General features: G+C 52.9%; 15 protein-coding genes and 1 pseudogene. 8 read left to right on the top strand and 8 right to left on the bottom strand.

Annotated elements, in window-relative coordinates; translation table 11 throughout:
- Positions 1 to 212: 212 nt before the first annotated feature.
- Complete coding sequence (locus tag CSQ91_RS28475) at positions 213 to 1,148, bottom strand: hypothetical protein (RefSeq protein WP_143450921.1); 936 nt, start codon at positions 1,146 to 1,148, stop codon at positions 213 to 215.
- Between the two features lie 829 nt (positions 1,149 to 1,977).
- Here CSQ91_RS28475 and CSQ91_RS02250 point away from each other — a divergent pair.
- From CSQ91_RS02250 to CSQ91_RS02240, 3 genes are read left to right on the top strand one after another with little or no spacing between them, the layout of a single operon-like run.
- The gene (locus CSQ91_RS02250; protein WP_099387250.1) at positions 1,978 to 2,877 is read left to right on the top strand and encodes a TnsA endonuclease N-terminal domain-containing protein; all 900 of its coding nucleotides are present in this window, start codon (positions 1,978 to 1,980) and stop codon (positions 2,875 to 2,877) included.
- Complete coding sequence (locus CSQ91_RS02245; protein ID WP_257217317.1) at positions 2,871 to 5,093, top strand: transposase; 2,223 nt, start codon at positions 2,871 to 2,873, stop codon at positions 5,091 to 5,093. The genes CSQ91_RS02250 and CSQ91_RS02245 overlap by 7 nt, the downstream gene beginning before the upstream one ends.
- Positions 5,090 to 6,346, top strand: coding sequence for an AAA family ATPase (locus CSQ91_RS02240; RefSeq protein WP_099387248.1), 1,257 nt, complete (start codon positions 5,090 to 5,092; stop codon positions 6,344 to 6,346). Before CSQ91_RS02245 ends, CSQ91_RS02240 begins: the two co-directional genes overlap by 4 nt.
- Here CSQ91_RS02240 and CSQ91_RS02235 read toward each other — a convergent pair.
- Positions 6,343 to 7,722, bottom strand: coding sequence for a TniQ family protein (locus CSQ91_RS02235; RefSeq protein WP_099387247.1), 1,380 nt, complete (start codon positions 7,720 to 7,722; stop codon positions 6,343 to 6,345). The two genes, CSQ91_RS02240 and CSQ91_RS02235, sit on opposite strands and share 4 nt — an antisense overlap.
- Before the next feature lie 141 nt (positions 7,723 to 7,863).
- Positions 7,864 to 8,091 (bottom strand): helix-turn-helix domain-containing protein, encoded by a 228-nt coding sequence (locus CSQ91_RS02230; protein ID WP_257217195.1) that lies wholly within the window; start codon positions 8,089 to 8,091, stop codon positions 7,864 to 7,866.
- 418 nt (positions 8,092 to 8,509) lie between these two features.
- Between CSQ91_RS02230 and CSQ91_RS02225 the strand changes: the two genes are divergently transcribed.
- Both CSQ91_RS02225 and CSQ91_RS02220 read left to right on the top strand, forming a co-directional pair.
- A complete protein-coding gene (locus CSQ91_RS02225) occupies positions 8,510 to 9,001 on the top strand; it encodes a helix-turn-helix transcriptional regulator (RefSeq protein ID WP_099387246.1) in 492 nt (163 codons plus the stop codon).
- Positions 9,002 to 9,374: 373 nt separating this feature from the next.
- Positions 9,375 to 10,537 (top strand): IS3 family transposase gene (locus CSQ91_RS02220; RefSeq protein ID WP_099388536.1). Its coding sequence is split into 2 segments (ribosomal slippage): positions 9,375 to 9,630 and positions 9,630 to 10,537, totalling 1,164 coding nucleotides; the frame shifts between segments, so codons are not numbered across the junction.
- Positions 10,538 to 10,625: 88 nt separating this feature from the next.
- Here CSQ91_RS02220 and CSQ91_RS02215 read toward each other — a convergent pair.
- The 5 genes and pseudogenes from CSQ91_RS02215 to CSQ91_RS02195 all read right to left on the bottom strand — a co-directional run bounded on the left by CSQ91_RS02215 (position 10,626) and on the right by CSQ91_RS02195 (position 17,956).
- Positions 10,626 to 14,663, bottom strand: coding sequence for a hypothetical protein (locus CSQ91_RS02215; protein ID WP_099387245.1), 4,038 nt, complete (start codon positions 14,661 to 14,663; stop codon positions 10,626 to 10,628).
- Positions 14,664 to 14,676: 13 nt separating this feature from the next.
- Positions 14,677 to 15,048 carry a DUF6375 family protein gene (locus CSQ91_RS02210; protein WP_218963709.1) on the bottom strand — a complete coding sequence of 124 codons (372 nt, stop codon included), beginning with the start codon at positions 15,046 to 15,048 and terminating at the stop codon, positions 14,677 to 14,679.
- 32 nt (positions 15,049 to 15,080) lie between these two features.
- On the bottom strand, positions 15,081 to 15,998 hold the full coding sequence (locus CSQ91_RS02205) for a radical SAM protein (protein ID WP_099387243.1): 918 nt from the start codon (positions 15,996 to 15,998) through the stop codon (positions 15,081 to 15,083).
- 593 nt (positions 15,999 to 16,591) lie between these two features.
- Positions 16,592 to 16,855, bottom strand: a pseudogene (locus tag CSQ91_RS29395) (transposase); the annotation flags it as partial.
- 39 nt (positions 16,856 to 16,894) lie between these two features.
- Entirely contained in the window at positions 16,895 to 17,956 is a 1,062-nt protein-coding gene (locus tag CSQ91_RS02195; RefSeq protein ID WP_099387241.1) for a TniQ family protein, read from the bottom strand.
- Positions 17,957 to 18,147: 191 nt separating this feature from the next.
- On the opposite strand from CSQ91_RS02195, the gene CSQ91_RS02190 reads away from it, so the two are divergent.
- The 3 genes from CSQ91_RS02190 to CSQ91_RS02180 are packed head-to-tail and all read left to right on the top strand — an operon-like array spanning position 18,148 to position 20,395.
- Positions 18,148 to 18,528: a GntR family transcriptional regulator gene (locus CSQ91_RS02190; RefSeq protein WP_034784016.1), complete on the top strand. Its 381-nt coding sequence runs from the start codon at positions 18,148 to 18,150 to the stop codon at positions 18,526 to 18,528.
- Positions 18,525 to 19,397, top strand: a complete 873-nt coding sequence (locus tag CSQ91_RS02185; protein WP_099387240.1) for an ABC transporter ATP-binding protein — start codon at positions 18,525 to 18,527, stop codon at positions 19,395 to 19,397. The genes CSQ91_RS02190 and CSQ91_RS02185 overlap by 4 nt, the downstream gene beginning before the upstream one ends.
- Complete coding sequence (locus CSQ91_RS02180) at positions 19,394 to 20,395, top strand: hypothetical protein (protein ID WP_099387239.1); 1,002 nt, start codon at positions 19,394 to 19,396, stop codon at positions 20,393 to 20,395. Before CSQ91_RS02185 ends, CSQ91_RS02180 begins: the two co-directional genes overlap by 4 nt.
- Positions 20,396 to 20,573: the final 178 nt, after the last annotated feature.

Raw genomic sequence — 20,573 nt, 5'->3', positions numbered from 1 at the left:
CAACCCAGCGCAACAAGCGGAAGGGAGCCGAGACGGTCAAGGAAGGCACGGTGCCGCTGAGCTTGAAGCCGCACAAGCACGCGTAAAAGGATGTCGATGCCAAGTGGTCCAGAAGCACTGTAAGAAACATTTATGGTACAAACTGCATGCCAGTGTTAATAAGCGCTGCAACCTAATCCATTCGTAACCACTTTGCGGCCGCCACCGAGGCGTCAAACATCGAAAGTATTTCCTGGATAAATTCTTTCCATGCATCTCTTTTTAATCAGTATGCTGGTACAAAGCTTGCGCTGTGTCGCCTCACTAAGCGGTCCTAAATCAAGATCAGGGCCAATCAAAGGGTCGAGCGAAAATTTCAAATCCAAGCCAAGTTTACCGCCTAAAATTCGGTTCATCTGATGAACTTTTTCTGACCAAGAGGATGTCCTTCCCTTGTCAGAAACTCCACGAATGGCAGTCTGATAGAGCAGTCCTGCCCAAAAGGAAAAATTATATTTCTCTATATAGAATCTTTCACCATTCCATTTTGAAAAGTGAAATATTTTTACAACATAGACTTCGAATATAGCCTCAGCTAAACCTCTTTTTGTGAAGTGCTCTCCTAACATTAATAGCACTCGAAATATGCTGCCCGCCAAGCGCCAAACCTGCTCGTAGACACCAAGTGCAACATCCATCTTCAACAAAATGGTTAAACAAGCAAGCGAATCTAGACCTGCACGGCGCTCGATTTTACTGAGGAAACGTTGCCCTCTGTGAGGGTGCAGCTCACCATCCTCCGAAAAAACTACAAGCTGGAGTCCAGGCGCAAGTTGTCGTAGCCATGTAGAGCCGTCGCGTACAACGTTGGAGGAGTCATCCAATACCTTCCAGAGCACATGGTTCAGTTCCTTGTCTGATCCGGCTACAAGTTTATTTGCTCGGGTAACCAAGGCTGCTCGAGGAGTATGCCGGCCGCTACGATATGAAATCCATTTATTCCTATGGAAAGCTGTGCCAGCCTTATTCAACTTGAACCCTTCGGGTTCGACCAAGCGCTCGACAGCATACGCCGTGTCCACTCCGGTACTTATCCGAATCCCTTCGAACCAGTAAATTGTGCGAATTTGATCGATAGCATCACGTTTTCGCTTGAAATTCTCATTCATGTCGAGTTTTGCGCCTTCTGACGAAATCAAAAATATTTTTATTAAGACGTTTAATTTCAATGAGTTGTATGATTTTACAGAGGAAAACTAGAGTAACTTGAACGAAAAATATACGACCTAGTATTTTTTGAGAGCCGGCGCTAATATTTGGTGTGACCAACCGTTACCACGAAGGTGAAATGCACCAACCTCTCTTTGACGAACCACTCGCAGTTCTCCTTGAACGAGAGCTGATGAATCGGTACGGCCCCCTTGTGTCAAACGACAACCTGCGGCTGGTGCTTGGTTACGCCTCAAAAGAAGCTTTCAGGCAGGCAGTGTCACGGAAAACGGTACCGATCGCAGTGTTCGAAATTGAAAACAGAAAAGGGAAGTTTGCCCTCATAAGGGACGTTGCCCTTTGGCTCGCAGCACAAAGGGAACGCGCTTTTATTGCGGGGACAGGCCAACCAACGAGGCCTGTTACCCATAATGACTAAAAAGAACCTAATTCCGGAGGCCGCCTATGACCTAGCCACGCAAATTTAGCAAAAAAAGCGGGGCCGTAAATGACCAAAGCCCAAGAGCGTCAACTCTCGGGCTTTGTATTTGCTGCATGGATTTTGGCTCATCCTGCATCAAGTATCGTCTCTCCAGAACCCACTGTCAACAACCTTGCCCCTTCTTTTCACGGGGCGAGTGGGTTCGTGCGTCCTCTTCCTTCACTTTACGTTTCCGGCTACGTCGCGATTCACTGGCCGCGCAGCAATACGCTTATAGCGAACCTGCGCTCGTCTTTCCCACACTTAGCGGTGAGTCACGAACAGCTCTTTGGACGATAGGAACCTTGATGAAAACCCAAAAACGATTTACCCCAGATTTGCTCGACCGCTACCGGCGCCTTGGGCGAGGCAAAGGCAGCAACGAACATTATGTGCCTTGGCATCGCGTCGGCCGCAGCGACCCAGCCAGTTCCGGCCGCTCTCACCTTCAACATTGGCGAGGTAGGCAACGGGAGCTGCTCAGTGACCTTGAGTTGGTGACATTTCTATTCTGCACAATGCTCGTCGGCATCGCCGATATTAGAGAGCAATTTCCATTGAGCTTGGAAGAAAATGAGCATGAGCTATCGCGCCCCGATGACTCGACAATTGCAGGTAAATACGCTGGTTCACTCAGCATTGCAACGGAGCTGCAGGTTAAACATCCCAAAGTGAGCGGTGGCGGACGTTCTGTAAGTTGGGTGATGACGACAGATCTGCTGCTCACCATAAGGCAACCAGACGGCAAACTTACGCTTCTGGCCATCGCCGTCAAGCCCAATCGTGCAGCTGATAAGAAACGTACCAAGGAACTGCTCGCTATCGAGCATATGTATTGGAAAGCACGCGGTGTCCAATGGCTACTTGTCACACCAAATCTTTATGATGGCCTGGTGGCAGAGACGCTTCGCAATTGTGTGTCTTGGGCACTAGAACCTCAAGTAGATGAGCCAGGAATTGACTTCGTCGCCATGGCAGCTGATAGGTTACGCGGAAAATCTATGACCGCTGCGCTGGAATACTTGGCTGCGGAGTTTGGGAGCCAGAGCAAAGCCCAACTTGCCCTTTGGCAGGCGGTCTGGTCTGGCCGCCTGCCAATCGATCTGCGTAGAAGTTGGCGCCCACACGAACCGCTCGTTCTGCTGGATCCGGCAGAATTTCGGCTACTGAATCCTATCACATCGGGGAGGTCAGCTTGGTCATGCTAATCCACAATCAAGTCATTGAAATTACGTCGGGAACGTGGGAAGGCATTTATCGCGTTGTGCTCGACGCGCCGCGCACAAACCAGACCATTCTCGCGAGACTCTCAGGCTGTACCTTCCCTAATGGGAAAACTCGGGGAAGAAAAAAGCAAGACGTGACTAAGTCTCCTAGAAAGCAGGCGCCGCTTCCTTTAGTCGGAGAACTGATCTGGGTGGGCTATGCGCAGCTCGATGACCTCAAAAGCGACAATATGATCAAGGTAGTTGACATCGAGCGCGAGCAATTCACTCTCTCAAAGTCAGATCAGGATCGGTATGTTCATCGAGTCGAGGTCATGTCAGATTTTCTCGATTTTGACACATTGAGCTCCACAATTCTAAAAGACGGCGGTGTGGCAAGCTTAGTTAATGCTGCAACCGCAAGAACAGGAGCAAGCAAGTCGCTACTCTACAAACTCTGGTCAATTCTGTGCCGCTTGGGTTTCTCTGCCGTAAGCTTAAAGCCGTGCCGATATCGATGCGGTGCTCCTGGGGTCGCACGTCCTTGCGATCCGAACGGGCGTCAGAAAGCTGGACGAAAAACGCTCGGGGAGTATGCAGCTAAAGCATCCGGAAATACGCTACCTCCCACGCAGCCCGGAATGAGTACTGAATGGCGTCAGTGGATTATGATCGCTGATAAAAAAATCCCGAGTCCAAAGCCCGATTTTCCCGCCCGCTATAAATTCATCCTGGACAGTCAATTTGTTAAGCGATATCGCATGGAGAATGGCTTGCATGTTCCTCTTGAACTTAAGCAAGGAGAATATCCTAACCGTAGTCAGGTGAAGCGGGTTCTGACTACCGACGTACCGCGACTCCAACGACTATTGGATCGGACTACCGCTGGCCACTATGCACGCAGCTTTCGAGGTATGACCGGTCGCAACTGGAAAGGCGTCGCAGGGCCTGGCCATACTTGGGCGATCGATTCAACAATCGGCGATATTTATCTCAGGTCGAGTGTCAACCGAGCCTGGATAATTGGTCGTCCTGTGGTCTACATTATCGTGGATGTTTGGTCGACCGCGATCGTCGGATTCTACGTGTGTCTAAGCGGGCCAAGCTGGGATACTGCCAAGGTAAGCCTATTCAGCGCCGCTGCGGATCCTGCATTGTTGGCTGACCTATGGCAATACGAACCAATGTTAAGTCTGTATCCCGCGCCGACGATGCCCGCAGTACTGATGTGTGACAGAGGGGAGTATTTATCGCGCGCCGCCAGCCAGACCGGCATAAAGCTAATTCCATGTCTGAGTTATGCACCACCATATCGGCCAGACCTGAAGGGACTAGTCGAAGTACTCCACCGTATTGAAAAGGACGGGCAACATCTATGGCTGCCCGGAGCTATCGATGCGCGTCGCAAAGAATACGAACTCCGGCGCTTTGATCCACGCGAAGCTGTCTTGACGGTGCGCGAATACACCGAATATTTGCACACTGTTTTTGCAGAATACAATTTAACGGCGAACCGCGCAAAGCGGATCGATACCCACATGGCATCGGCAGGTGTGATACCCAGCCCAGCGGGCCTTTGGCGCTGGGGGCACGAGGTAGGGATCGGGACGCGCAGGGCGTTTCCACAGTCAGAACTCATCAGCGAACTTCTGCCACAGCAGCGCGGAATAGTCTCCAGGAGCGGGGTTCGATTTTGTGGTTTGCACTATGAGTCGGAAAAAATCAACAAGGAGCAATGGACAGCACATGCGCGAAATTTCGGCAGCTGGAATATTGATATTAACCATTTTCCTGGATCCGTCTCTCGGGTTTGGACGCCAAACTTAGCAGGCTCTGGACTGCTGGATTTACGCCTTTCTCAACAGACCATTGCGTCCAGAGAACAAACATTCGACGAAGTGCTCGACGCATTCATGGTTGGGAAACTGAACGCCGCCGACGTCGAGCACGCCAGAGTTTTACAAGCTATGAAATCGCATCAGAGGGTTGAAGCACTTATCGCCAACGCCCGATCTCTTACTGAGGAAGCAATTGAACGGTACAGCGGAGAAGTGCCCACCATGATGGAATCCAGACAGATAGAAAACCAGACCTCAGTGACTTCCCCCACGGTACCGTCTGCTGCAGTGACTGCCACCGTTGACGAGGCGCAGCTCACCTATTTGGAGCATATGAAAGATGTCTTCGCGGCAGTCAACGCAGAAGGAGAGAGCTCATGATCTATGACCCATACGAAGGTAATCGACTGACGCAAGGTCTGGGGCCCATCTTGTCGCGTTCAGAAATTCTCACGAAGCTTCTACAATTGCCGCCCAGGCCGGCTAACCTCAAGGAGATTCCGGTTCATATACGCTTACATTACTTGATGCGTCTTCGTGACTTGCACATCCCGTCACTTGAAGGAGCAAAACTACACACGACCATCGATCTCATGCTTCGTCAAAGCTATCGTTATCGTAATCCAGATTTGGTAGACACTTGGCGCATGGTCGGTGGCGAGCCAGGCGCCTATAACACACCAAGAGCGCCTGCAAGCGCAGCCCTTGCAGTCGGTTTATCTGGAGCTGGGAAAACCGAAGCAGCACTGCGCAGCTTCAATTTATATCCTCGCCAAGTAATTCATCATGACACCTTTCCTCATATGGCCAACGGATTAAAACAAGTTGTGTGGCTTTCTACTGATGTACCAGCGACCGGCCGCTCAGCAGACTTGGCAGCAAATTTAATGATGAGCTGGGACCGTGCCACAAACGGCACACGCTTTGCCGCCGCGCTTTCCAAAAATCGCCGCAATGGCATTCAAATGCTAGATGAATGGCGACAAGTAGCCTTAAGCCATTTTCTTGGAGCCTTGCACTTGGACGAAATACAAAACCTGTTCAAAATTCAAACCCTTGAGCAGCGAGCCAAATCAAAGGAAACCGAAGAGGGCCGCGAACTACGTATTATCGAAGATGCCACCTCGAAATTGATATTGAATCTCACCAACATGTGGCAGATGCCCATATTGCTATCAGGTACCCCTGACGGCGTTGGTGCGCTGACAAAACGATTGGCAACGACGCAGAGAATTGTGACAGCTGGCTATCACCGTTTTCTTCACTTCCGAAATGCTCATGACCCAAGCTTTTGCGATGTATTTTTCCCCCATCTTTGCGAGTATCAATACGTTCTCAAGAAGCTACCCTCAACTGACGGATTCCGACAACTAATCATCGAACTGACAGGCGGTCTTCCTCGCATTATTATCGCCCTGTGGATCGCAGCTCACCGCGTCGCATTCGAACGTAAGGACGACGACCTCAGAATGGAGGATTTCAGGAAAGCATCACTCACATACCTTGCCCCTCTTGCACCCGCCATCGCAGCACTCTTGTCAAATGATCCAAAACGGATGTCTCGCTTTGAAGATCTCATGCCGCGTGACGATGGCTATTGGGCGCTTTTTTGGAGCGGCATAACTGAAATTTAAACTTTACATTTAGATGATGCCGTAAGGCACAATTCATCGTCATTGTGTACGATGTATTGTGCTCGAACTTCGCGCGGTGTACGTTGTTTGATGCGCAGAACACCGGTCCCCGGACCGCGCCGAGGGGACTTCATCTCCATCAGCAGTGCTGTAAGATTACTGCCGCTTTGTCGAATGAAATTCTCAAATTTCTCTAGTTCAACACCGGCAAGCGCAGCACTTTCAGCAAGCGATTTTTTATCCAAAAAGAAAGAAATCGCCGCTGACAACAACACCGATTGATCGTCTGGGGAGGAGATATCTGGAAGACCCAATACCCGCAAGCGAGTCAATGTGGCATTGGAATTCTTGTTACCCGATATGTAGGACATTACAGCTTTATACTGTCCTTTTGCGCGTACATATACTTTTTTAAGCTCAATGTCATCAATGAGAACACTTGGTTCGCGAGGCCTTCGTTTCCGGAGGACTGGTGAGCCAGTTGTTAGAGCCAAAATCGCGTGATCCGCTGAATCGAACAAGACACAACATGCCAAAATATAGGGTGCAACTGAGGACGCCGAAGTGGATAAATACAAGACACCATCGACTTGATTCAATGGAATCCCGAATGCCTTTTCGGCGAGCGCTGGCACTACTGTCGCAAGCCAGTCTCTAGGAAACGCCATCAAAATTTGGTCACTCAATAGCTTTTTTTCGGAGCTTCCAGCGTGCGTACTCCACCCTCGATCCAATGCACGTTCGTGCAGCACTTCTCGCGCTATTTTTACGGCTATGGGCTTCTCGAAGCTTATCAGTTTGCGTGAAATAGCCAAGAAGCGCTGGATTCCGTCGTGTTCCAAGTCCGATCCTGCCCACGCCTTATCTACAACATGACTATTTTTCTCAAATCGTGATGGGGGCTTTAAAAATGCTTCGGTGTCGTCAACATATCGCAATGGTGTTCGATGTTCCCAACAAGATGTCACGCCTGGTAACTGATGATCCCGTCTCCAGTAACTCATCCCGTGTGTTTTTTGGTCGGAGTCAACGCAATCAACGCAAAAATACGCTGCTGGGCGGGCCAACCGCATGCCGGTCAACCGTAGCATTGATTGGCTCTCTGGATTTCCGTGGGCCAGATCTGGTATATAGGAAGTAATCGCTCTACGCAGAGGTAGCGTGCTATGACTCCGGACGAATTGCGTTAGCTCCATGTGGGCAGCCCGGCTGAGTAAGTCGATGCAGCAAATTCCCTGAAGTGAAGGTTCTGCGACGCTCGCCCACTGCGCTAACAAGCATATAATTTCCGCTTCAGTTCTTAGCCCATTGGTACGAAGTAAGCGACCTAAATACGAGCGATCCAGCTCGTCGGGCAATGGCAAAAGCGCGATCATCAACTCCCGTTCTTGTTTTTAACCTACACCTTGAAAATTAAGCTACGTCCCATCACCGGCGTTTTGAAGTATCTTCGCACAACGATTTTTCACGAACACTTATCCAATGCAATGCTCCAAACAACTATTTTTACTATTGCGTTACATTGCAAGTTTTTCCTCAACTAAGCCAATCATCTTTGAAGGCGAGACTTGAAGTGCAGACGCCAGTTTAAAGATGACGCGAACCGTAGGCTGATTGATTCCACGTTCGATCAGGCTCACAAAATTTCGCTCAACGTCTGCGGCGAATGCAAGTTGCTCTTGCGACATCCCCGCTTCTTTTCTGAGCAGGCGCAGTACCTGGCCGTAAGCGATCGCTGGATCCAAGTAATTCTCCCAATATATTGGTAAGAATCTTCCATGTTGTAGACCGTGAAGTCTTCACAATATATTGGTAATTTAAAACGATGAAGTTGAAAATTCTTTTCGTCAAATAGACGTATAAGGAGCTGCAGAGAGCAGGTAAGCGTAAAGCCTGGACCGGCTGCAGGGCGGATGTCGCTGCTGGCATAATTTGGCTCCGCCATGGACTGGCCAGTATCACAGAGCTCCAGGTCAACCGAGTCGACGACCTCCGTCACTGAAACTGCGTAGCACAGCTCTCCCCACCTTAAAAAATACGCCGCGTCCCAGCGGGATGATGCCATCATTTAGCGAGTCGGCGCCAAACTCAAGACGGCGCGTCCTTTATGGCTATGTTACAAATAAATGTAAAATATTTTCTACATTCACAGAACGGTAGCTCATGAATATCTACGAAGTCGGCAGAGTAGTCCGCGTCCGTCGCCTAGCAGTCGGGTTGACGCAACAACGCTTAGCGAAGTTGGCTGGTCTGTCGCGCCAGACGGTGCAGCGACTGGAAGCTGGAACCATTAGTGACTTGAGTTTCGGGCGCGTGGTTAAGCTGCTGGGGATACTCGGACTCAATTTTTCCCCGCCATCGATCGAGGCCAGGGAGAAAAAGCGCGGCTTGTGGATGGCGGCAAAGAACGCTAGTGTCAGTTACAGCGGCGAGCTGCATAGCGACCAGTTACAGCATGCTTTGGCTACCGGCCAAGTACCGGCTAACCATAAATCCCATTTACTACACTTCCTAGACGAAACGCCCCTGCAGGTGGTTGTGATGGCGGTCGAGGAAACCGCTCATCTGGAAGCCGTCTCACCTGCGCGCATTTGGGCATGCGTCGCCCAGTTGGCCAGTCAACTCGGAAGTGTGCGCAGCGATCTCTGGCTTTAGCGGTATCGGCGTCGGCGTCGGCTCGTGTTCTAAAACGGGCCTGCTCATACTTGGTAAGCGTGGTTGACTACGGCAGCTTGACCCATCTTCTGCTTGAAGCACTCGATGAGACCGTTCAAAACAAGCCCACTGCTTTTGGCCGGCATATATTATAGAAGGCGGCAGCGACTTAACCGAGCCGCCTTATCGAATCAACCTGCATGAGCTAAACAGCCGGGCGAAAGTGGGGCGATGTGTGCCAGACTTGTGAAAGGGAAGAGCCTCCGGCGCGCAACTAGCGCGCGCGTAGCGTAGGTCGGGAGATCCCCCTGTAGTGGTTTAATGTTCCCGGACACCAATTTAGGCGAGAATGCTCGCCATGGAGAGGTGTTTGATGAGCAAGCAAAGACGTACATTTTCCCCTGAGTTCAAGCAGCAGGCAGCATGCTTGGTATTGGATCAGGGATACAGCCACGTGGAGGCCAGCCGGTCGATCGGCGTCGGAGAATCGCTAATGCGCCGCTGGGTTCAGCAGCTTCAATTGGAGCGACAAGGCGTCACGCCACAGGGCAAGGCGATCACGCCGGATCAGCAGCGAATACAGGAACTAGAGGCGCGCATTGAACGTCTTGAGCGGGAGAAATCCATTTTAAAAAAGGCTACCGCGCTCTTGATGTCGGAAGGGATAGAACGTACCAGGTAATCGATCAGATTTGTGGTGACGAATCAATCGAGTTGATTTGCGCGGTGTTCGATGTCGCGCGGTCATGCCTGTATGCACATCGGGAGCGCGTGCGACACATTGATGTTGAGCGCGTGGTATTACGTAGCCGCGTCCACGAGCTGTTCGTTGAGAGCCGAAGTTCAGCGGGGAGCCGCAGCATCATGGACATGATGCGCGAGGAAGGCACGGCCATTGGCCGCTTCAAAGTTAGTCGCCTGATGGCGGAGTTGGGGCTGGTCTGCAAGCAACCTGGCAAGCACGCCTACAAGCAGGCCACGGTGGAGCGTGTCGACATTCCGAATCATCTCAACCGTGAGTTCACGGTGGAGGCGCCAAATCAGGTCTGGTGCGGCGATATCACCTATGTTTGGGCGCAGGGGCGATGGTATTACTTGGCTGTGGTGTTGGATCTGTTCGCTCGCCGAGCCGTGGGCTGGGCATTCTCGCTACGGCCCGACGCCGACCTTGTTGTGCAAGCGCTGGAAATGGCCTACGAGCAGCGTGGTCGACCGCAGGGGCTGCTGTTTCATTCGGATCAGGGCAGTCAGTACGCCAGCCGAAAATTCCGTCAGCGATTGTGGCGCTACCGGATACGGCAGAGTATGAGCCGTCGGGGAAATTGTTGGGATAATTCACCTATGGAACGACTGTTCCGTAGCTTCAAAACGGAATGGCTGCCGTCAACAGGTTACATGACGGCACAAGAAGCACAACGGGACATCAGCCATTACCTGATGCACCGGTATAACTGGATACGGCAGCATCAGTTCAACCAGGGACTGGCACCGGCCGTCGTCGAAGAAAAACTTAATATAGTGTCCGGGATGGGTTGACCACTACACCCCCAATAAAAGGTGTCCGTCACCGGGAGGGGGATCGTGCCGCGTCCTGAATGGTGGTGCCCCCCTCGGCTGATTCAGCCTACGATTGAATCCTCAAAGCAGGCTGATAGACGTGCGTACGCTTGTGAATATGCTGATGGTTCGCATAGTACTCGTGCAGGTTATGCGCCTCAGCTGAGCGGTGATGGAAGCCACGCTCTCCCCACATGAGCCACACAAGCGTCTTGCCGGACTGCGCCAAGTAGTTATCAAGAAGATCGCGACGGAGATAACTGAATGAGCCACTAATCTGCGCGCCATACTCGCCGACTTCGCGGTACATGGACGCCACGCCTGAATCATCGTGCAAGTCCCATTTGTTGGCGCGGTACCTGAGACTCAAAGCCTCACAGAGTTTCTTAGACGGCAGGCACACTTCGCCACCCTCGTTCACCACGCTGTGGTAGCTTTCCCAGCTGTACTTCTGCACTGGGATGTCGACCGCGATGCCATTGTTTGACCATCTATCAGCGGAGACTATGCATTCGGTCCGGTCGAGCTCTTGCTCATCAGCGACAGTCAGTCCCGGAATTGAGGAGAAAGGCATCTCACCCGCATAAGTGTAGTAGTAGCTTGGCGCCTCTGGAATGGCGTCATTGCCAGGGTATTCGAGACCAGTAAACAACGTGTATAGGCGGTCGACTTCTCCGCTGTCCACGAGTACACCTCGAAGGAAGGTGAAGACCTGCCGGTCATCAGTGGAAGCGTTCTGTTCGAGGAACCCGTCAAGTACGACCCATGGTCCCGTCAACCCATCAATCTCCGAGATTTCGAGGATGCTGCGGTAGTCCGGTTGCTGACCTCTCACTACCCAATCAGCAGCATCCATAGCCTGACCGCTGAACAAGTCTGGGACCTGTAGGTCAATGCTTGCTACAGCGAGCGGGAACGTCGGGTCAATGTCCGCATCTGATGGGCGGGCGCTCCGCTCCTCGGCAAGAAGGCCCTGTGCGTATCGGACACCCCACATCTCGAAATAAGCGATCCAGCCGTACTTCTTCCCATATCGGTCGACCTTGTGCTTGTCACCGCCTAAACGAGGGCCTGAGTTCATTTTCCTGTCAACAGCTTCGAACTGCTCAGGGTCATAGCCAAGCATCAGCATTCTCGAAACGATTTCCGGCAGCACACGCCGGTACTCTGGGTTGCTATCGTCGTAGTTCGACCGATGTGGAATCAGTCTCCCCATTGTGTAGTTGCCGAAGTCCATTTTGATAGCCGCTGTCTTAGCACGTTCGATCATCATCGGCCCGTACTGCGGCATCTTCTCAAACGGACTAGGCAGATGAGCAAATGGAGGGAGAAGATGAGCTATTTCGTCCTCAGACAAGCAAGCCGGATCAACCATCCTTGCGATGGCAATCGTGCCCAGACAGTACTGCTGATATAGAGCATGCCAAGTAGGATGCGTCGCAGCAGGCGCAAACATCGCTTGATAAATCTCACGCGCGACTCTAGGCAGTGCCTCACGTAACTCCCCAGCATTGATATCGGACCAAGTATTCAGCGCAGCTCCGTAGGCCGCAGCGAACATCCGCTCGGGGACGTATGGGTCTGAGATGCAAATTGCTTCCACTGCCAGCTGGAAAAATTCCACAGGCCGCTTAACGGCAAATTCGCACAAGGTCTTGGTAGCGACGTCCCGCAGGCGTCTGGATGTCGACGTCAACGTCCACATCACCCAGCGTGCTCGCCGAATCTCTCGCTCGTCCAAACTACCCAACTTCCATCTCGTCGACAGGAATTTGAAATCGTCTTCCACTTTCTCAGACTTCTCACGAACCCACTCCGACCAAACAAGATCGCGCTGGGTATTGGGCATCGTCAGTAGCACGTCGTGCAAAAAGTCCATGTCAAACGGGTGCGCTCGCGCTGCCCTGGTACTCTGAAGTCGCTCGAAGGCAAACCTTGCGAACTGATCAGACTCCTGCATTGCCCGCGCGAACCGTTCCACCGTTTCCCGCCCGATATGCCGTGGGTCTGATTGCGCCGTCAACAATAGAGCGTTCATGATGAGGCGCTTGTCTGACAAGTCTTGCCAAAGCTGCCGCCTGCCAAGGCGATGCGGATACAGGCCAACGAGAGCACGGAAAACGTCATAGGCAAAGGTATGCGATCTAGGTTCCTGGAATTGGAACTTCGCGTTTCCTTCATCACTTTGCAGCCATTGCGCCAAGGACGGTTTAGCAAGCAGGTGGCGTGCCATCATGTGTCCGGCCATCAGGTCGTACGAAAACGCGATTCCTATGGCGCCTTCTTCAGAGGCCGTTCGAACCAGTACGCCTTCAGACTCTAAAGCGCGAATGACGCTGGCGTGCCAACTGCCCACGTCTCGAACTGCCGTGCGTGCAGCTTGACACTCCACGCTTCTCGCGTTGTCCGTCCACAGGAGAGCTGCGATCGTTAGCAGCGCATCTTGCACCTCATCCTGATAGATGCGATGCGCCGTTGGCGAAAGTTCAGCAACTCGTGCGGCAACCTTGTTGAAATGCTCTTCGAACAAACCTGCAAGCGAGCTGGGCAACGCTTCCACCCCAACAATGTGCTGACGACGAGGGTTCGCCACCTCGCAGAAAATTCTCAACGTTAATGGGTGCTGCAAGAACTCGATAGGTAGATCAGCGTCGGTAGCGTCAATCTTGTAGAACTCAAAGTACTTGTCCATGGCCGCCTGCGGGTCTTCCTGGAACCCCCTGTGCTCAATTTGCGGAAATTCCTCAGGTAGGCATATCTGCGCGAACTCATTGCGCAGAGTAACAACCAGCAGAACATGCGGAAAGCCTTTCAAAAGCTCATCTGCCCGGAAAAGCTCATCCTTCCAGCTTCTCGGGTCTTCTGCCTCATTCAGCCCATCAATGACAATTGGGATGCGTGTACCCGCACGCTGGCCCGCCGCATCGACGGCCTCCACCAGCCGATCGAAGCTCTCAGCCGACCTACCAGAAATTTTGAAGGCAGACACGAGATCATCAAGCCCCTGGCCTGCGTGCAAATTTTTACCCAGCAGCAAGACACCGCCGGGGAATTCCCCGTCTGGCTGCGTGACCTTGACGGCAAGCTCGGACTTTCCTTCACCAGCGGCCGCAAGCACGGCCACCGATCGAACGCCGATCGAACGCTCCAGACCGCGCAGTACCGATGAAACAGCGTGGATGTCTGCAACCAGGTTTGAGGCTAACGGGGCTCCGTCTGAACGCGCTCCACGCAGTTTCGAGAGGAGCCGGTTGTAGCGTACCGGCTGCGATGGTGGATTCGACGCCAGCAGTTGCTGCACGGTGTCGAAATCGCCCTTGCCGAGCGCAGCGTGCAGACTGTCAAGCAGATCAGCCAATTTGTCGGCCCGGGCCAGGAACGTGTCGACTTCGACCCTGATTTCAATTATGAGTTGCCGCGTCAGCGCAGCAATCTCCGTGCAATTTCTTTTAACGGCACTGGCAAGCTTCTTCAATGATGCCCAGGCATTCTGGCCGCCCAGACGCTTGAGTATCTTTTCCTCGGCATCGACCACAACATGAACTTCTGGCTGGTATCTGCGGCTGAACGGAGCGGCAGCGAGCTTGTACTGCTCGGCGAGTAGCATAGGTGTCAGAACAAGTTCACCAAAGTACGTTTCTCGAAGTGGAGCTCCCGGCCCAACCAGAAGATCCTCGATGTCGGTTGCCGTCAGCAGTTCTAACTTCAACTCGGGGAAGCGATCATTCTCGAGCGCGAAAAACCACTCCTGGTCTTTCTTCGTCAGCGTGTGGTGTGTCCAAAGTTTCCAGTCAGTCACATCTGGGAGATACTTACGCGTCTTCTCCATGCCCTCAATGATCGTTTTGCGGCGAGTAGCTCCCAAGTCTTGTCCGTTCGCCAAGTCATACCATTTGCATTGCCAACCAATCCAGCGTGGCGGCACGCCGAGATCACACGACTCCGTCAGCTGAAGGTGGAACTCCACGCCAGGTTGGTTTGCAAGTTGCTTGAAGCGACCAAAGCGCCCGTAGTGACGACGCACCAGAGTGCGGCAAATCTTCTCGAAGTTTTCATCCGCCGCTCCGGGCAGCTTATTGAATACATTCCAATTTGCTTCAGGCATTGGCGTTTCTCTTTCAGTTGGCGACGGTGGAATCGGACGGGTAATCGTGCGCCGAGAAAACCTCGACCTTCGCCCCAGCCTCAATGAAGAGCTTCACGAACGCGCTCACCTCAGCCTCGTCAGTCGTGACAGTGATGCGATCGCCCTCACGTTTGAGGTGATGGTCAGATATCAGCTGGTCGAGATCAGTTGGCCCTAAGATGTTGAGACTCAGGCTGCGTAACAGCGAGAGCATGTCATCTGAAAATCGCTGATCCTCTGGTTCGCCAAAGACGCTTGAATGGCTATCATCTTTCGAAACCTGGGCGCTGAGCTTTTCAATGTCCCTCTCGACCTTCTCTGCGTCTTGCGCTCGCTTGAACCTTCCAATGAGAACCAGGTTCATCGAGTGTTCAGAACCGTATCCGTTCCATATCTTCATAATTGAGTCTCTCGTTTAATCTCGAAGGTATTTCTGAGTCGCTGAAGCGCAGATAACACACCGGTGTCGCCAATCTCGGCGCCGCTGGGCGCGTAAGAACTCGCGCGCAGTATGCCGGACGCGTCTATGTGCGCATAGGCCTGAAGCCCTTGCTCATCCGGGAGTGGGTCGCACGTAGGCAGCCCTGACGCACCCGCCTCACTGACCGCAAGGCGAACCTTGCCCCTGTAGTTGGAAACCCAGACCTGAAGTGCTCTGCCGACCGCTTCGTCCGGAATTGCGATCGCTGTGGTTGCTTGCTGAGGAAGCAACAGCAATTCGCTAGCGCCGACCTTCTGTGCCAGCTCGCTCAACGCATCAAGTTCTGCAACGGTGCGCTCGTTGACCACGACGTTGATCCCAAAAGGCGAGATGCTCGCAATAGCATCCATGCCTCGGAGCAAGCTGTCAAACTGTTTCCCGCGCTGTTCTTCATAGGTACGACCGATCCCGTCAACGCTAATACGTGCGAAGTGGACGGAGCCTTTGAGGCGCTCAGCCAGCCGCGCCGTCAGCCGATGACCATGAGTCGTAAATGTGACCGCGAGTTGAGTCTCACCCGCAGCCATTTTGCAGATGTCCACGAAGTCAGGATGCAGCGTAGGTTCACCGCCGCCAAATCCGATACCGAGACACCCCTCAGTATCCAGTTCCGTTAACCAACCTAGCAACTGGTCAGTATTCAGCGACGCCTTGTGCTTCGGCGCATAGCAGTACGCGCAATGAAGGTCGCAAACATTGGTGAGTGCAATGGATACCTGACGGGGGGACATCGACCAAACTGCCTTTTCCAGGCACAACTCGTCCAGCAGGACATTCAAACCTGAACATCGATCAAAAAGATGCACTCCGTTTGGGCCGATTCTGTACTTCATAGTGCATTATCATTAAAAAAATCTATCATAAAGGGATCTTTTAACGCATAGATATTATGAACGTAGCCGTTGGCGTCCTCAAACCTCTTACATCGAGTTAGTTCTGTCAGAAATTATCTGGCCAGCACGCGATTACAACCAACGCCAAGTCTTTTACGTCGCAAAACAACTTAAATTCACGGAAATATGGATACTATACACAGAATCTTCAGCATGTGATGGCATGACTATCTCCATTTACTTGAATTGTATTTTAGAAACGAACTAGTCATCACCAATAGTCTAGTGAACTGGTGGAATTCCACTTACAGATAAAATAAGACTAGGGAATCGTCCACATGTAGGACTGAGTCGTTGCATCCAAACCGCCACATCACAGTTCATTAGATGGTGGCACTTGCTTGCTGAACCCACAGTTTGGTAAATTTGGCATCGCAATTATTGAAAGAATCAGCGACACTCGTGCGACTGGTGGCAATAGATTCAGACTTTTTATGAACGACCATTTTGCACCATCTCCAAATTAAGTAACATTGGCTTGGCAAGCCGATCATGGCCGCAGTCGCGTCAGCAACAAGGTTAGCGTAACCGCGTCAACCTGTCCTCCAGGCGCAGCTGGCTTGGTCCAAGCTGAGCATAATAATACCGGGTATGGCGCTGGCGACCGGTGCACTTGCGGGCGCTGCGTCGAGCACAGTGACTACCACCAGCTGGCTTGGCGTACTACCGCCGGCAAGCGCCTCGTCACCGAAACGCTTGCACCAACTGAACAACTGAATTGTATTGATCTGGAACTCACGGCAGATTAGCGAAACGGAGGCACCATCACTTTGAGTACGTGCCACCGCGGCATGCTTAAGTTCATCGCTTTGCTGGCGATAACCTCAAAAGTTGATTTAGTGTCGATTATGAATCTGAGACCTCGTGTGCAAATCAAACTCTCCGTTTGAATCAAGCCTTTCGATCCACGCAACGATCACAAGTATCTCCAACGGTTGTACCACACTTTTTCCATTTACGAACGTCGCCAATCTACGAGATGCCCCACCTACACTATGAGGTAATCTAGCAAACTCAGGGTGTTTTCGCAATTCAGCTAAAAACTCTGCAAAGTTTTTGCACAACTCAGCTGCTTGATGCTTGTATGCTGCTTTCACCCAGCCGGACGCGAGCAAGATATCCCTATTTCTAAGGTGGCGACAAAGACGCTCCCTGGCAGCGGCCAATTGTTTTTTCCCTTGTTCTTCGTCAGAAGTGACCGATATGATCAGGCGCGTCAACTCTCGCAACTTTTTAAATGCCTCTCTATCGGCAAAGACTTCGGAGATCGGCTGCAATTTTCCAGCTGTTGGCGTTTGCAGTAAAAATCTTTGCTGTGCCTTGGGCTTGACCGTGACCTCCTGCAGACCACAATCATGCTCCAGACAAACCCACACTCCCGGGAATTGATGGGCAAGGCGCCAGTACTGCATTCCGATTTTTTCCTGATCCTGCTCCAGACAAACCGGACATGCTTTCAGGGGATGCTTCGTACTAAAGTGTCCCGTTGCCAGATTCATCGGGGTTTTCAACATCGAGTTCAATCCTTGTCCACTGCGCTCAGCTTGAGACCCCTCACGTTCCGACGAGAAAATGCGATAGAAGCGAAATAAAGTACGCTCCTCAAGCACTTGCTCTTGCGTTCCCAGATAGCCTTCAGTTCTGGTTACGAACACATCAAGTTCAGTCCTACCATCCTGTGGCCTTCGTCCATTCAGCGTGCCGAAAAAAGCGTGGATCGTATGGATTGGATTTTGGTGTCCACGATAATAGTGATTCCTAGCTATCAGGCTGAATAGGCTCTCCCCAGGCAACCAATCAAGTACTGGCCCGGAAATTGGACACAGCTGTTCATCCAGACCGCAGAATCTGTCATTAGAGGCGGTCTCAATTATTTGTTCTCGACTATATTTGCTCATTTTCGACAATATTTAGTTGTTTGCGACTATTTTTGGTCGGAATACTTATGGATAGAAAAACATGAGTATCTTGACATTTGAATTTTCACTGTTATAGTTAACTACAACACCAACTCAATACATCACGGAGCTTCGATGCCTACAGCACTTTTTATGCGCCGCACCGCCCCGCCCTTGTGGGAGCGCATCCCATGAGCGCGGAATGGAACGACAATAGCCCCATCTACCGCCAGCTCAAGGCCAGGGTGGTGGGCATGATGCTCGATGGCGTGCTGCAGTCCGGCGACGCCTTGCCCTCGGTGCGCCAGGTGGCGGCCGATTATCAATTGAATCCCATCACGGTTTCGCGCGCCTACCAGGAACTGGTCGACGATGCCCTGGTGGAAAAACGCAGAGGACTCGGTATGTATGTCTTGGAAGGCGCCCGCGACAAATTGCTGGCCAGTGAACGCGAGCGCTTCCTGCGCGAGGAATGGCCAGCCTTGCTGGAACACATCACCCGCCTGGGCCTGGACCTCGATCAACTGCTGCAAGCGAGCCGCGACGCCGGCGCACACGGAGAGAACGCATGAATGCATTGAACAAGGACAGCGTCATCAGCGCGCGCGGCCTGCGCAAGCAGTATGGCAAGCAGGTGGCCATCAACGGCATCAGCTTCGATATCGCGCCGGGGCGCATCGTCGGCTTGATCGGCCCTAACGGTTCCGGCAAGACCACCACCCTGAAAGCCATCCTGGGCCTGACGGGTTTCGATGGCGACTTGTCGGTGCTGGGGCGCGATCCCCGCGTACAGCGCGACGCGCTGATGGAAGACGTGTGCTTCATCGCCGACGTGGCCATCCTGCCGGGCTGGCTGCACGTCGCCGACGCCATCGATTTCGTTGCTGGCGTGCATCCACGTTTCGACCGCAGCAAGGCCGAACGCTACCTGGCCCACACCAAGCTGTCGCCGAAGATGAAGGTCAAGGCCATGTCGAAGGGCATGGTGGTGCAGCTGCACCTGGCGCTCGTGATGGCCATCGATGCCAAACTGCTGGTGCTCGACGAGCCGACCCTGGGCCTGGACATCCTGTACCGCAAGCAGTTTTACCAGAACTTGCTGGAAGACTATTTCGATGAAAACAAGACCATCGTCATCACCACGCACCAGATCGAGGAAGTGGAACACATCCTCAGCGACCTGATGTTCATTCGCGACGGCAAGATCGTGCTGGCGTCGAGCATGGAAGAGGTAGGCGAGCGCTACATCGAGGTGATGGTGGGCCCGCAGCACGTCAATCCGGCGCGCGCCCTGCAGCCGATCAGCGAACGCAGCGTGTTCGGCAAGTCGGTGATGCTGTTCGACGGCGTCGCCCGCACCCAGCTGGCCGCACTCGGCGAAATACGCACGCCCAGCCTGGCTGACCTGTTTGTCGCGACCATGAAAGGATCGTACCAATGAGTATTTCCCCTGTAAACAAGATGCAATGGCTGATCCGGCGCGAGTTGTGGGAACACAAGGGCATGCTGCTGTGGACGCCTGCCCTGATCGGTGTCGTCATGACGGTGCTGGGCGCCCTGATGGCGGCTGCGACCGTCGCAAAGACCAAAATGCACACGGCGCTCATCGTCAATGGCGAGGAAATTTCCTGGAGCACCGTTTTCAATACGCGCACCTTCGGCCCGCGCCGCACGGAAATCATCGACGCCGTCGCCAACAACTATACGTATGCGGCCGCGCCGCTGTTCCTGGCGCTGGGTTTCCTCGTGTTCTTCTATTGCCTGAGCGCCCTGCATGACGACCGCCGCGACCGCAGCGTGCTGTTCTGGAAATCGCTGCCCATCTCGGATGCGCAGACGGTGCTGTCGAAAGCGGCCATCGCCCTGCTGGTCGCACCGCTGATCGTGGCCGCTGCCGCCAGCCTGACGTCGCTGGCCCTGATCCTGATCCTCAGCGGCGTGCTGGCGGCCAACGGCATCCACGTGTTTGCCGAACTGCTCGGCTCTTCCGGCCTGTACCTGGGACCGCTGCGCGTGTTCGGCTTGCTGCCAGTGTATTGCCTGTGGGCCTTGCCGACGGTGGGCTGGCTGCTGATGGTATCGAGCTGGGCCAAGTCGAAAGTCTTCCTGTGGGCCGTCGGCGTACCGCTGCTGCTGCTTATCTTGACAGTCTGGGCCGGCAAGCTGACGCAGACGGAAAGCGATGTCAGCTGGATACAGATGAATGTTATCGGACGCGCCCTGCTGGGCACTCTTCCCGGCAGCTGGTATCTGTTCGAACCGGAACTGCTGCCACGCATGCATGCCCTGGCAGAGGGAGGATCGCACATGACGCGCATCGATGTGTTCAGCAATTCCTGGTCCAGCCTGGCCTTGCCAGCCGTCTGGCTGGGCGCAGCGGCAGGCGCGGCCCTGATTTACGCCGCCATCCGCCTGCGAAGCTGGCGCGAGGAAGGCTGACAGCGCACCATCGCATCCCCGTAAAAAACGCCCCGCCCGCCGGGGCGTTTTCATTTTTCCCCTGTTACGCCGCCGAAAACAATCACTATCGTACTGCTAGTAATCAGTAATAAATTCCCTCGCCAAATAAAGACTATTCATTCGATAGCATTAATTAGATATAAAAATTACAAATAAT

It is taken from the genome of Janthinobacterium sp. BJB301 (assembly GCF_002735685.1).
Taxonomy (GTDB): Bacteria; Pseudomonadota; Gammaproteobacteria; order Burkholderiales; family Burkholderiaceae_D; genus Janthinobacterium; species Janthinobacterium lividum.
The sequence above is the reverse complement of the archived record's forward strand: the minus strand, read 5'-3'. Positions and strand labels throughout refer to the sequence as shown.